The organism is Micromonospora sp. R77 (assembly GCF_022747945.1).
Taxonomy (GTDB): Bacteria; Actinomycetota; Actinomycetes; order Mycobacteriales; family Micromonosporaceae; genus Micromonospora.
On record NZ_JALDST010000001.1, the window covers coordinates 1,816,576 to 1,829,624 of the forward strand.

A 13,049-nucleotide genomic window follows, 5' to 3' on the forward strand; every position below is an offset into this window, starting at 1 on the left:
GACGAGGATCACCGCCGGCGGTCCTCGGGCGGCAGTACGGAGGTCAGGGCTGGGCCAGCCGGCCGGCGACCGCCGCGACGTGTTCGTCGGACTCGGTCAGCGCCACCCGGACGTGCCGGGCGCCGGCCGGCCCGTAGAAGATCCCGGCGGCGACCAGGATGCCCCGGCGGGCCAGCCAGTCGACGGTCTCCCAGCAGTCCTCGTCGCGGGTCAGCCAGAGATAGAGCCCGGCCTCGGAGTGCTCGACGGTGAAGCCGGCGCCGGTGAAGGCGGCGTACAACTGCTCGCGGCGGGCCCGGTAGCGCTCCCGCTGGGCGTCGGCGTGGGCGTCGTCGCCGAGCGCCGCGACCATCGCCGCCTGGACCGGTGCGGGCACGATCATGCCGGCGTGCTTACGGATCTTGAGCAGTTCGGCGACCAGCGCCGGGTCACCGGCGACGAAGCCGGCCCGGTAGCCGGCGAGGTTGGAGCGCTTGGAGAGCGAGTGCACCGCCAGCACCCCGTCGTACGAGCCGCCGCAGACCTCGGGCGACAGCACGGAGACGGGCTCGGCGTCCCAGCCGAGCGGCAAATAGCACTCGTCGCTGGCGACGACGGCACCCCGTTCCCGCGCCCAGTCCACCACCTTGCGCAGGTGGGTGGCGGGAAGCACCCGGCCGGTCGGGTTGCCGGGCGAGTTGACCCACACCAGGCGTACCCGGGAGCTGGGGCCCACCGCGGTCAGCGAGTCGCTGCGCACGGTGGTGGCACCGACCAGCCGCGCCCCGTCCTCGTAGGTCGGGTAGGCGATGGACGGCACCACGACGATGTCACCGGGTCCGATGCCCAGCAGCGTCGGCAGCCAGGCGACCAGTTCCTTGGAACCGATCGTGGGCAGCACGCCGAGACCGTCGACACCCGCACCGCAGGTGCGGGCCACCCAGGCCGCGATGGCGTCCCGCAGTGCGGGGGTGCCCGCGGTCAGCGGGTAGCCGGGCGCGTTCGACGCGTCGGCGAGCGCCTGCCGGATGACCGGGGGAACCGGGTCGACCGGCGTGCCCATCGAGAGGTTGATGAGACCGTCCGGGTGCGCCGCGGCCGTCGTGGCCGCGGCGTCCAGGGTGTCCCAGGTGAAGTCGGGCAGCCGCGACGAGACCGGCGCGGGCCGGTTCAGTGGCCCTCTCCGCGCGGCGGCTGGGCGGCGACGAACGTCGCGTCCTTCTCCACCTTGCCGATCTTGGAGGCGCCGCCCGGCGAGCCGAGGTCCTCGAAGAACTCGTAGTTCGCCCCGGTGTAGTCCTTCCACTGCTCCGGGACGTCGTCCTCGTAGAAGATCGCCTCCACCGGGCAGACCGGCTCACAGGCCCCGCAGTCGACGCACTCGTCGGGGTGGATGTAGAGCATCCGGTTGCCCTCGTAAATGCAGTCGACCGGGCACTCCTCGATGCAAGCCTTGTCGAGCACATCCACGCACGGCTCGGCGATGATGTAGGTCACCGGTCTTCTCCTCCGCAAGACTCGTCGCGATCACCCGCGACGGTAAGAGCCTAGTATCTCGCCGGGGAGGGGGTGAATCGTGCTCCGACAGCAGGATGTGGGACACCGCATCGTGGTCCGCCGCATTGTGGGGATTCGCGAAGGCCGGCCGCTCTTCAGCGACGCCCTCGGGGAGCTGGTCGAGCTGAACGAGACCCACATCACCCTGGCCACGGCGCAGGGTCGGTTGCGGGTGCCGGTCGGCGAGGTGCACCGGGCGAAACGGGTGCCACCGGCCCGCCGGCCGACCGCCGCCGCCGTGGTCGCGCTGGAACTGGCCGCCGACGAGGCCTGGCCGGCACCGGTCCAGGGCCGCCTCGGCGACTGGCGGCTGCGCAGCGCCGACGGTTGGACCGGCCGGGCCAACTCGGCGCTCCCGGTCGGCGACCCGGACCGCCCGCTGGGCGCCGCCCTGGACGCCGTCGAGCGCTGGTACGCCGACCGGGGTCAGCCCGCCCTGGTCAACACTCCCCTGCCGCTGGCCGCGCCGGTCGGCGCGGAGCTGGACGCGCGCGGCTGGGGCGCCCGCCCGCTCACGGCGGTGCAGACCGTCGCGCTCGCCGCACTCCCGCCGGCCCCGACCGACCGCGCCGGCCTACCGCCGGTCGAGCTGGTCACCGCGCCGTCGGACGCCTGGCTCGCCGTCGCCGCCGGGCGCAAGGGTGGCCTCCCGGCCGCCGCCCGACACGTCCTGACCGCCGTGGACCGGCTCCGTTTCGCCCAGGTGTACGCCGACGGCGAGCTGCTCGCCATCGGCCGCGGCACGGTCACCGGCGACGGACGCTGGCTGGGTCTCGCCCTGATCGAGGTGGCCCCGCAGGTGCGTCGGCAGGGTCTCGCCGGCCGGGTGATCCGGTCCCTGGTCGACTGGGGCGCGGCGGAGGGGGCCAGCCACGCCTTCCTCCAGGTCGAGCAGCGCAACACCCCGGCCGTGTCCCTCTACCGGAAGCTGGGTTTCACCACCCACCACACCTACCTGACCCGGGTCGCCCCGCACTGACTGACGGCTCATGATCGTCTGCTGTGCAGCGCACCCGTCACCGGCGTGTCGTCACCGTCAACAGCAGACGATCATGAGGCCGCGGCGCCAGCCGCGGTCAGCGGCGGACCACCTTGCGGGGCCTGGCGGCCTTGAGCTGGGCGTAGCGCTTGAGCTGCTGGGAGCGGTGGTCGAGGCCCAGCGCGGTGAGGACGAGGTAGCCGACCAGTACGCCGGCGGCGGTGGCGGCCAGATAGAGCCAGATCTGGGCGAAGAAGAGCCCGGCACCACCGGCGAACGGGTTCTGGCCGACCAGCAGCGGCGCGACGAACACGGTCAGCGCGAGCGCCACGGCCACCGCGACGACCAGGTCGGTGGACCACCGGGCGACCGGGCGGTCCCGGCCCCAGCGGAACGCCACCACGGCGAGGATCAGCCCGATGACCAGGAACATCACCAACGAGACCCGGTCGGCGGCGGTGTCGTCCTGGTCGAAGCCGAGCTTGATCACCAGCCGGGCCAGCACGTTGACCACGAACAGCGCCCCCGCGAGCACGCCCACCGCGCGCCACCGCTGGCTCATCGCACACCTCCCGCCGTACCGCCCGCCGGGGCGGCGGGTCCTCTGGCAGGAATATCTACCACTGCGGCCTGGGTGGCGTCATCACCCGTCGTGGTGGACCGGTGGCGCGAGCATCTGCCGGAAGCCCATCACCGCGAAGGTCATCGCACCGGCGACGATCATGGCGAGACCGACCCAGTTGTCGCCGGAGAGCAGCAGGTCCCCCTCGGTGGTGCGGACCGACGCCACCGCCATCAGCACGAACCAGGGCAGCGCCGGCAGCACCACCGACCAGCGGCGGCCCACCGCCTCGTGGGCGAACCAGCTCAGCGCGATGCCCGCCCCGATCGCCACCAGCACCGACACCCCGATCAGCTGCCCGCCCACCCGGACGGTGGCCAGCAGCAGCTCCAGCACCGCCGAGAGCAGGCCGGCGACGACCGCGATCACCCCGCCGGCCAGCCGCAGGGCGAGGTCGAGCCCGCGCCGGGGGCGCGGCGGCGCGGTGGGCTCCTGGCCGGGCAGGACCGACATGGGGGCGGCGGTCACCGGCGGCCGGCCGCGACGACCGGGGACCGGTCCGGCCCGTCGTCCAGCGCCAGGCCCGCGAAGAGGTCGTCCTCCCAGCGGTACGGGCCGACGCCCGGGCCCTTCTCGCCGACCGCCAGGGTGAAGTACTCCACGCCCATGAACTCGGCGCCGAAGTTGCCGGCGATCGAATAGAGCCAGGAGTTGGCGGGGATCTGCGTGGCGTGTGCCCGCATCGCCGCCTCCTTCGCGGCGTGCTGGTCGGTGGCGTCGATCCGGGCGGCGATCTCCGGGTCGGGCGTACCGAAGGGCAGCTCGTCGACGTCGTCGATGCCGGCGAAGGGGTTGTCCGAGGACTCCTCGAAGTGGCTCATGCCGGCCTCCAGCACGCTGCGCGGCATGGCCGTCCAGTAGACCTTGGCCGGGGCGACGCCCTCCGGGCCGGCCAGCTCCACCGCCCGCATCGCCACCCGGTGCGCCTGGATGTGGTCCGGGTGGCCGTAGAAGCCGTTCGGGTCGTACGTGATCATGACCTGGGGGCAGACCTCGCGCATGATCTCCACCAGCTGCCCGGCGGCGGAGTCGAGGTCGGCCTGCCAGAACGCCCGGGGGTGCTCGTTGGTGGCCAGCCCCATCATGCCCGAGTCGCGGTAGCGGCCCGCGCCGCCGAGGAAGCGGTGGTCGGTGACGCCGAGCGCGGCGCACGCGGCGGCCAGCTCGCCGATCCGGTAGCCGCCGAGCTGGTCGGCCTCGGCCGCGGCGAGCCGGGCCAGCTCGGGCACGTGGATCTCGCCCTCCTCGCCCAGCGTGCAGGTCACCAGCGTGACGTGGGCACCGGCGGCGGCGTAGTGGGCCATCGTCGCGCCGGTGCCGATCGACTCGTCGTCGGGGTGCGCGTGGACCAGCAGCAGGCGGCGGTCGGGCAGCGTCGTCACGACCGTCACTCTAACCGGCGGTCCCGCCCGAGCGAGGTTCACGCGTCCGCTCAGGTCGGCCACATCACGCCCGACGCGCGCCTACGATCCGAAGCGTGGACTTTCCCGAGCTGGCCGCCCGTACCCGTCGGTTCAGCCACGGGGCGCCGCGCGCCGTCTCCGTGACCGACGACGGTTCCCGGGTGATCTTCCTGCGCTCGGCCGGACCGGAGGACCCGGCCGACGCCCTCTGGCTGCTCGACGTCGACTCCGGCGAGGAACGCCTGGTCGCCGACCCGGCGACCCTGCTCGGCGCCGCGAGCGACCCGGCCGCCCTCGCGCCCGGCGAGCGGGCCCTGCGGGAACGCCTGCGGCTCAGCGCCGCCGGCATCGGCTCGTACGCCCTGGACGCGGCCGGCCGGGTCGCGGCGTTCGCCCTCGCGGGGCGGCTGTTCCGGGCCGACCTGGTGCACGGGGACGTGATCGAGGTGGCCACCGTCGGCCCGGTGATCGATCCGCGGCCCGACCCGACCGGCGAGCGGCTGGCGTACGTCACCGACGTCGCCGAGGGCGTCCGCCGGGGCCAGCTGCGGGTGGTCGAGCCCGACGGCACCGACAACCTGCTCGCCGGCGAGGACAGCGGGGTGACCTGGGGGCTGGCCGAGCACATCGCGGCCGAGGAGTTCGGCCGGTTCCGGGGCTACTGGTGGGCGCCGGACGGACGCTCGGTGCTGGCCGCCCGGGTCGACGAGTCCCGGCTGCCGCGCTGGTACCTGCACGACCCGGCCGACCCGGCGAGCCCGCCGACCACCGTCGCGTACCCGGTGGCGGGCGGTCCGAACGCGGAGGTCAGCCTGCACCTGCTCGACCTCGACGACGGCTGGGTCGACGTGCACTGGGACCGGGAGACCTACCCCTACCTGACCTCGGTGGACTGGGCGGACGGCGGCCCGCTGATCACCGTGCTGCGCCGCTCCCAGCAGCACGGGCTGGTGCTCGCGGTGGACCCGCGTACCGGCGAGACGCAGGTGCACGCCGAGCTGGCCGACCCGCGCTGGGTGGAGCCCATCCCCGGCACGCCGGCCCACCTGGCGGACGGTCGGGTGCTGGTCGGCGGCGAGCTGGCCCACGACGGGTACGACGCCCGCTGCCTCTTCGCCGACGGCACGCTGCTCACCCCGCCGTCGCTCTACGTACGCCGGGTGGTGGGCCGGCTGCCGGCAGGGCCGAACGGGCCGGCGGACCTGCTGGTCGAGGCGAGCGAGGGGGAGCCCAGCCAGCGGCACCTCTACCGGGTCCGGACGGCGATCGGCGCCGGGGTGGACGCCCGGCGGATGAGCGGCGACCCGGGCTGGCACACCGCCGCGATCGGCGGCGCCACGCTGGTGGTGGGGAGCGCCTCGCTGGACCACCCGGGCACCCGCTGGTCGGTCTGGCACCACGACCGGGAGGTGGCCCAGCTCCGCTCGTTCGCCGCGAACCCGCCGTACGCGCCGCGGCCGATGCTGGTGCGGGTGACCGACCGGCGACTGCCGACCGCCGTGCTCTATCCGACCGACCACCTCAAGGGCACCCGGTTGCCGGTGCTGCTGGACGTCTACGGCGGCCCGGGGCACCAGGAGGTGGTCGCCGCCCGGGCGGCCTGGCTGGAGCGGCAGTGGTGGGCCGAGGCCGGCTTCGCGGTGGTGACGGTCGACAACCGGGGCACCCCCGGGGTGGCGCCGTCGTTCGAGAAGGCGGTCCACCGGCGGCTCGCCGACGTGATCCTCGCCGACCAGGTGGACGCGCTGACCGCGCTCGCCGACAAGCATCCCGACCTGGACCTGGCGCGGGTGGCCGTGCGGGGCTGGTCGTTCGGCGGCTGGCTGGCCGGGCTGGCGGTGCTGCGGCACCCGGAGCTGTTCCGCTGCGCGATCGTCGGCGCACCGGTCACCGACTGGACCTTGTACGACACGGCGTACACCGAGCGCTATCTGGGCCTGCCGGACGACGGGATGGACGTGTACGCGCACCACTCGCTGGTGGAGCTGGCCGCCGAGCCGGTCGGTGCGGCGGACCAGGCCAGGCCGATGCTGCTGGTGCACGGCCTGGTGGACGACAACGTGGTGGCCGCGCACACCCTGCGGCTGTCGGCGGCGCTGCTGGGCGCCGGCCGCCCGCACGCGGTGCTGCCGCTGACCGGGGCGACCCACATGGCCGCCGGCGGCACGGCGGAACGCCTGCTCCGCCTGGAACTCGACTTCCTCCGCACCCACCTGTAAGGAGGGGCCCCTTCTTAACGCCTACGGTATAGCAGGGGCCCCTTCTCAACGCCTGGCGTTAAGAAGGGGCCCCTGCTTCACGGGCGGTTACTGCTTGACGTAGACGTTGGTCAGCGCGGGGTAGCCGAAGATGCTGGACAGGTAGATCCCGCCCACCTTCGAGCCGTGCAGATAGAAGCCCTGCTCGACGAAGAGCGGCACCGCCGGCGCCAGCTCCTTCATGATCCGCTGGTCGAGCTTGGCCCACTCCTTGCCCTGCTCGCCGGCGGGCATGGCGAGCACCCGGTCGAACTCCTTGTTGATCTCGTCGCTGTTGACGTACGAGGTGTTGCTGTTGTTCTCCGCCTTGATGGTGCGGCCGTCGTAGAGCACCGGCAGGATCGCCGCGCCGCTGGGCCAGTCGGCGGCCCACTGGTCGACGTAGAGGTCGTACGGGTTGTTCTTCTTGCCGACCTCGTCGAGCTTCGCGTCGGCCGGGATGACCTTCACCGTGATCTTGAAGCCGGCCTTCTCCAGGTTGCCCTTGAGCTGGGTGGCCAGTTCCGGGTACTCGTCGGTCATGCCGAGGACCAGCTCGGGCGTCTTGCCGGCGAGCGTCTCCTTGGCCTTCTCGACGTTGCCGGTCGGGCCGGCCGGGTAGGCGTCGTACTTCTCGAAGCCGATGGTCGACGGCGGCATCAGGGTGGTGACGGCCCTGGCCGACGCCTCACCGCCGTACGCCTTGATGACGCCGTCGCGGTCGATGGCGTAGTTCAGCGCCTGCCGCACCGCCAGGTCGGTGACCCGCTGGGTGTTGATGCTGAGCCGCCACAGGCTCGGGGTCTGGCCGCGCACCGAACGGTCCTTGAGCGACGCGTCGCCGGTGACCCGGGCGACCAGCGAGGCCGGCACGCCGTTCCAGCCGAGCGCCGTCTGGTCGTCGCCGTTGTCGGCCATCACCCGGTTGGCGCCCGCCTCGTCGTCCGGGCCGAAGGTCCAGACGATCTTGTCGGGGTACGCGTGCCGCACCGGGTCGGTCTTCGGGTCCCAGTTCTCGTTCCGCCCCAGCACCAGCTCGACACCGGCGGTGTTCTTGGTGATCTTGTACGGCCCGGAGGAGAACGGCTGGTTGTCCAGGTTGACCCCGGTGTCCTTCTCCGGCTTCAGCGGCGCGGTGTACGGCAGCGAGGCGGCGAACGGCAGGTCGCAGTGCGGCTTGGCGAACTCGAACTTCAGCGTCTTCGCGTCCGGCGTGGTCAGGCCCGGCGGCAGCGAGGTCTTGTTCGCCTTGAAGTTCCACTTGGTGTCGTACTGCGGGCTGTCGGCGAGCCATTCCTGCAGGTAGGTGGGGCCGCCGGTCAGGTCGGGGTCGAAGGAGCGGGCGATGCCGTACGCGATCTCCTTGCTGGTGATCGGGCTGCCGTCCTCGAACTTCACCCCGTCCTTGATCTTGAACTCCCAGACCTTGCAGTCCTTGTTGACGTCGGTGCCCGGGGTCTCGGCCAGGTCGCCGACCAGGGTCACCTTGCCGGAGCCGTCGTCCTTGAAGGTGGTCAGGAAGCGGGCGTACAGCGGCGCGTTCATCAGGCCGGCGAACGAATAGACCCGCTGCGGGTCGTTGTGCGAGATCTTGGTCTCCCGGATGATCCGGAAGGTTCCGCCCTTGGCGGCGCCCGGAACCTCGGCGGCCGGGCCCATCGACTCCTTCGGGTCGGTGGCGATCGAACCGCTCTGCACCCGGTCGGCGTCGTTACCGCCGTCGGTGCCCTTGTTCTCGCTGCACGCCCCCATCACCGCGAGCAGTGCGAGCGCTCCGCCGGCGGCGGCTGCCCTCTTCAGGCGCATCTGCGCCCTCCTCCCCTATCCGGGCCTCGTCAGACGACGTAGGAAAACTACGGTTTGTGTAACAGAAGGCGGCGGATTTCTCCATGGCCTGCCGGGGTGCCGTTGCGCTATCGCAACCGGACCCGCGGGTCGATGGCCGCATAGAGGACGTCCACCACGATGTTGGCGACCACGATGAAGACCGCCGAGATCAGCACGGTGGCCATGACGGTCGGCAGGTCGCCTCCCTTGACCGCGTCGACGGCGGTCCGGCCGAGCCCCTGGATGCCGAAGGTGGTCTCGGTGATGACCGTGCCGCCGAGCGCGCTGCCCACGTCGAGACCGGCGATGGTGACGATCGGGGTGATCGCCGCGCGCAGCGCGTGCCGCCCGTACACCTTGGGTTTGGCCAGGCCCTTGGCCCGCGCGGTCCGGACGAAGTCCTCCGACAGCGTCTCCAGCATCTGCGCCCGGGACAGCCGGGCATAGATCGCGGAGAAGAGGAAGGCCAGCGACACCCAGGCGAGCACCAGCCCGCTCGCCCACTTCACCGGATCGTCGAAGATGGACGTGTAGCCCGGCGTCGGCGTGATCCGCAGGTTGTACGTGAAGATCAGCAGCAGCACCGCGCCGACGAAGTAGAGCTGCATGGAGGCGCCGGTCAGTGAGAAGCCGATCGCCAGCCGGTCCAGCACCGTCCCCCGCCGCAACGCCGAGATCATGCCCAGCCCGACGCCGAGCGCCAGCCACAGCACCGCCGCCGGGATGACGATGCTCAGCGTCACCGGCAGCACCCGGAGCATGGTGTCGGTGACCGCCTCGCTGTTGACGTACGAGTAGCCGAGGCAGGGGGCGTCACACCGGCCGCCCTGGGAGCTGCCCAGGTCCCGGCCGGTGACGATGCCCTTCATGTAGTTGGCGTACTGCTCCGGCAGCGGGTCGCGCAGGCCCAGCTCCACGCGGACCCGTTCCAGCCGCTCGGCGTTGCAGTTCTTCGGGCACATGCCGCTGACCGGGTCGCGGGGCAGGCCGAAGAACATCAGGAAACTGAGCACGCTCACCGCGAAGAGGGTGAGCACGGCGGTCAGCAGCCGCCGTACCAGGAAACGGGTCATCAGGCTCCACACCCCTACCGGGACGACTTCGGGTCGAGCGCGTCTCGCAGCGCGTCGCCGAGCAGGTTGAAGGCGAGCACGAGAAGGAAGATCGTGACGCCGGGGAAGAAGACGTACGCCGGATCGGTCTGCAGGTACGGGATGCTCTGGAAGATCATCCGGCCGAAGTCGGCGGTGGGTTCGAGGATGCCGATGCCGAGGAACGACAGCGCCGCCTCGCCGGTGATGTACTGCGGCACGGCCAGCGAGAAGGCGACCAGGATCGGGGCCCAGAGGTTCGGCAGGAGCTGCCGGAAGAGCATGTGCCCCAGCCCGGCGCCGCTGGCCCGGGCCGCCTCGACGAACTCCCGTTCGCGCAGGGAGATGACCTGACCACGGACCAGCCGGGCGGTGCTGGTCCAGCCGAACGCGGCGAAGACGCCGATCAGCACGGCCACCTGGAACGTCGCCGGCACCTCGTCGCGCGGGCCGTAGAACCGCAGTGCCACGGTGGGCACCACGGCCAGGGCGAAGATGAGGAACGGCAGGGCCAGCGCCACGTCGGTGATCCAGCTGATCACCGCGTCCACGACCCCGCCGAGGAAGCCGGCGACGATGCCGGCGACCACGCCGATCGTGGTGGTGACCAGCGCGGCGGCGAACGCGATGAACAGCGACGTCCGCATGCCGTAGACCATCCGGATGAAGATGTCCCGACCCAGCCGCGGTTCGAGGCCGAACCAGTGGTCGCCGGTGATGCCACCGACGTAGCCCAGCGGCATGCTGTTGCCGTCGAGCAGATGGGAGAACTGCTCGTTCGGGCCGACACCGTAGAGCCGGGAGACCAGCGGCGCGGCCAACGCCAGCACGATGAAGAAGACCAGCACCGCGCCGCTGACCACGGCGGTCCGGTCACGGCGCAGCCGGGCCCAGGCGAGCTGCCCGGGCGACCGGCCGACGAACGCCTTCTCGGCGGGCGCGACGGGGTCGGCGGCCGGCTCGATCTCGGCCCGCGCCGCACCCTCCACCGGGGACAGGCTCACTGTGCCTCCTGAGTTCGCGACTGCGGGGCTCGCAAAACCGGCTCACTCCTCGCGCTCACGGCGCCACCTCCACGTTCTCGCTGGTGACGACGCCGATCGGGCCGGCCTCCGGGAAGTGGCAGGCGGTCGACTGCCGGCCGCCGTCGCGGGCGACCAGCGCCGGCTCCTCCGTCGCGCACCGCTCCTGGGCCTTCCAGCAGCGGGTACGGAAGCGGCAGCCAGACGGCGGGTCGAGCGGGGTGGGCACGTCGCCGGTCAGCCGGATACGACCGGCCGGCCCGAGCGTGGTGACGTCGGGGATGGCGGAGAGCAGGGCCCGGGTGTACGGATGCTGAGGGCGCTGGTAGATGTCGTCCCGGTCGCCGATCTCGACGATCTTCCCGAGGTACATGACCGCGACGCGGTGGCAGAAGTGCCGGACCACGGCGAGGTCGTGGGCGATGAACACGAAGGCCAGGTCGAGGTCGCGTTGCAGGTCGCGCAGCAGGTTGATGACCTGGGCCTGGATGGAGACGTCGAGGGCGGAGACGGGTTCGTCGGCCACGATGAGCTTCGGCCGCAGGGCGAGCGCGCGGGCGATGCCGATGCGTTGCCGCTGCCCGCCGGAGAACTCGTGCGGATAGCGGTTGTAGTGCTCCGGGTTCAGGCCGACCAGTTCGAGCAGTTCCTGCACGCGCTGCTTAACCCCACCGGGCGGGGTGATGTCGTTGACCTGCAGGGGCATGGCCACGATCCGGCCGACGGTGTGGCGGGGGTTCAGCGACGCGTACGGGTCCTGGAAGATGATCTGCAGGTCCTGCCGCAGCGGCCGCAACTCGCCCCGGCGGGCGTGGGTGATGTCCCGACCGGCGAACTCGATGCTCCCGGCGGTGGGCTCCAGCAGCCGTACCAGCATCCGCCCGGTGGTGGTCTTGCCGCAGCCGGACTCGCCGACCAGCCCGAGGGTCTCCCCCGGCCGGACGTCGAAGTCCAGCCCGTCCACCGCCCGCACCGCTCCGGTCGCCCGGAACCCGTTGCGCACCGGGAAGTGCTTGGTCAGGCCCCGTACCTTCAGCAGCGGCTCGCCGTCCGACGGCGGGGTGTTCGGGTCACTCATCGGGCGACTCCCACCTGGGCGACGTCCTCCTGATAGAGGCGGATGCGCTCGTCCGCCGGCAGGTGGCAGGCCACCAGGTGGCCCTCCTCGCCGGCCGGGCGCAGCTGCGGCACTTCGGTGCGGGAGCGGTCGCCGTTGCGGCCGGCGTACCGGCAGCGCGGGTGGAACGCGCACCCCGACGGCAGGTTGATCAGCGACGGCGGGTTGCCCGCGATCGGGACCAGGTCCGCGTCCGCGTCACCCCGCAACGACGGCACGCTCGACAACAACCCCCAGGTGTACGGATGCTGCGGTCGCCGCAGCACCTGCGCCACGCTCCCGTGCTCCACCGCCCGGCCGCCGTACATCACCAGCACGTCGTCGGCCACCTGGGACACCACGCCCAGGTCGTGCGTGATCAGGATGATCGCCGAGCGGAACTCGGCCTGCAGGTCCGCCAGCAGGTCCAGGATCTGCGCCTGCACCGTCACGTCCAGCGCGGTGGTCGGCTCGTCCGCGATCACCAGATCCGGGTCGTTGACCAGCGCCATCGCGATCATCGCCCGCTGCCGCATCCCGCCGGAGAACTCGTGCGGGTACTGGTCGAACCGCCGGCCCGGCTGCGGGATGCCGACCCGACCCAGCATGTCGACGGCCCGACCGCGGGCCTCCCGCCGGCCGGCCCCCGGATGGTGCACCCGGTACGCCTCGACGATCTGCCGACCGACCGTGTAGTACGGGTGCAGCGCGGACAACGGGTCCTGGAAGATCATCGACATGTCCCGGCCGCGCAGCCGGCGTACCTCCTCCTCGGGCAGGCCGACCAGCTGACGGCCGCCGACGACGATCTCGCCGGTGACGGTGGCCCGCCTGGTGTCGTGCAGGCCCAGGACGGCCAGCGAGGTGACACTCTTGCCGGAGCCCGACTCACCCACGATGCCCAGCGTCCGACCGCGCTCGACGGCGAAGGAGACCCCGTCCACCGCGCGGACCACGCCGTCCTCGGTGTCGAACCGCACCCGCAGGTCGCTCACCCGCAGGTAGGGCCCCTCGCCGGAGCGTTGCTCCGGCACGGCGGGGCGGTCCGGTTCCCCGGACGGCGACGATTCCGAGCTGCCCACGACCGCCTCCCTCAGTGTTGAAGAGAACCTACAACAAAGTTCTGAGGGCGAAAATAAGCTACATCCGCGGTCGTGTCAGCGGCCCCAGCGTAACGACTGGGTTTCACGGCTGCACGGGCTCGCCTGGACACCCACCCGCATCGATGTCTGGACA

Annotated in this window: 12 protein-coding genes; 2 read left to right on the forward strand and 10 right to left on the reverse strand. The window is 72.0% G+C overall.

From position 1 onward, the window contains the following. Positions 1-43 precede the first annotated feature (43 nt). Both dapC and fdxA read right to left on the reverse strand, forming a co-directional pair. Positions 44-1,153 (reverse strand): succinyldiaminopimelate transaminase, encoded by a 1,110-nt coding sequence (dapC, locus tag MRQ36_RS08300; protein ID WP_278187991.1) that lies wholly within the window; start codon positions 1,151-1,153, stop codon positions 44-46. Continuing rightward, positions 1,150-1,476: a ferredoxin gene (gene fdxA, locus MRQ36_RS08305; protein ID WP_007464872.1), complete on the reverse strand. Its 327-nt coding sequence runs from the start codon at positions 1,474-1,476 to the stop codon at positions 1,150-1,152. The genes dapC and fdxA overlap by 4 nt, the downstream gene beginning before the upstream one ends. A gap of 79 nt (positions 1,477-1,555) precedes the next feature. On the opposite strand from fdxA, the gene MRQ36_RS08310 reads away from it, so the two are divergent. Next, positions 1,556-2,515: an N-acetyltransferase gene (locus MRQ36_RS08310; protein WP_242794305.1), complete on the forward strand. Its 960-nt coding sequence runs from the start codon at positions 1,556-1,558 to the stop codon at positions 2,513-2,515. Positions 2,516-2,612: 97 nt separating this feature from the next. On the opposite strand, the gene MRQ36_RS08315 is transcribed toward MRQ36_RS08310, so the two are convergent. The 3 genes from MRQ36_RS08315 to mshB form a co-directional block, all read right to left on the reverse strand. Further along, on the reverse strand, positions 2,613-3,077 hold the full coding sequence (locus MRQ36_RS08315) for a hypothetical protein (RefSeq protein WP_242794306.1): 465 nt from the start codon (positions 3,075-3,077) through the stop codon (positions 2,613-2,615). Positions 3,078-3,158: 81 nt separating this feature from the next. Further along, on the reverse strand, positions 3,159-3,590 hold the full coding sequence (locus MRQ36_RS08320; RefSeq protein ID WP_242794307.1) for a hypothetical protein: 432 nt from the start codon (positions 3,588-3,590) through the stop codon (positions 3,159-3,161). Between the two features lie 11 nt (positions 3,591-3,601). Continuing rightward, positions 3,602-4,528 carry an N-acetyl-1-D-myo-inositol-2-amino-2-deoxy-alpha-D-glucopyranoside deacetylase gene (mshB, locus tag MRQ36_RS08325; RefSeq protein WP_242794311.1) on the reverse strand — a complete coding sequence of 309 codons (927 nt, stop codon included), beginning with the start codon at positions 4,526-4,528 and terminating at the stop codon, positions 3,602-3,604. Positions 4,529-4,614: 86 nt separating this feature from the next. Here mshB and MRQ36_RS08330 point away from each other — a divergent pair, with 86 nt between their 5' ends. Continuing rightward, on the forward strand, positions 4,615-6,759 hold the full coding sequence (locus tag MRQ36_RS08330; protein WP_242794313.1) for a prolyl oligopeptidase family serine peptidase: 2,145 nt from the start codon (positions 4,615-4,617) through the stop codon (positions 6,757-6,759). Positions 6,760-6,846: 87 nt separating this feature from the next. Here MRQ36_RS08330 and MRQ36_RS08335 read toward each other — a convergent pair whose 3' ends face one another. From MRQ36_RS08335 to MRQ36_RS08355, 5 genes are all read right to left on the reverse strand, one after another. Then, complete coding sequence (locus MRQ36_RS08335; protein ID WP_242794315.1) at positions 6,847-8,583, reverse strand: ABC transporter substrate-binding protein; 1,737 nt, start codon at positions 8,581-8,583, stop codon at positions 6,847-6,849. A gap of 107 nt (positions 8,584-8,690) precedes the next feature. Then, positions 8,691-9,677, reverse strand: a complete 987-nt coding sequence (locus tag MRQ36_RS08340; RefSeq protein ID WP_242794316.1) for an ABC transporter permease — start codon at positions 9,675-9,677, stop codon at positions 8,691-8,693. Between the two features lie 14 nt (positions 9,678-9,691). After that, on the reverse strand, positions 9,692-10,699 hold the full coding sequence (locus tag MRQ36_RS08345) for an ABC transporter permease (RefSeq protein WP_242794318.1): 1,008 nt from the start codon (positions 10,697-10,699) through the stop codon (positions 9,692-9,694). Between the two features lie 55 nt (positions 10,700-10,754). Then, positions 10,755-11,795, reverse strand: coding sequence for an ABC transporter ATP-binding protein (locus MRQ36_RS08350; protein WP_242794320.1), 1,041 nt, complete (start codon positions 11,793-11,795; stop codon positions 10,755-10,757). Then, entirely contained in the window at positions 11,792-12,895 is a 1,104-nt protein-coding gene (locus MRQ36_RS08355; protein WP_374249913.1) for an ABC transporter ATP-binding protein, read from the reverse strand. Before MRQ36_RS08355 ends, MRQ36_RS08350 begins: the two co-directional genes overlap by 4 nt. Positions 12,896-13,049: the final 154 nt, after the last annotated feature.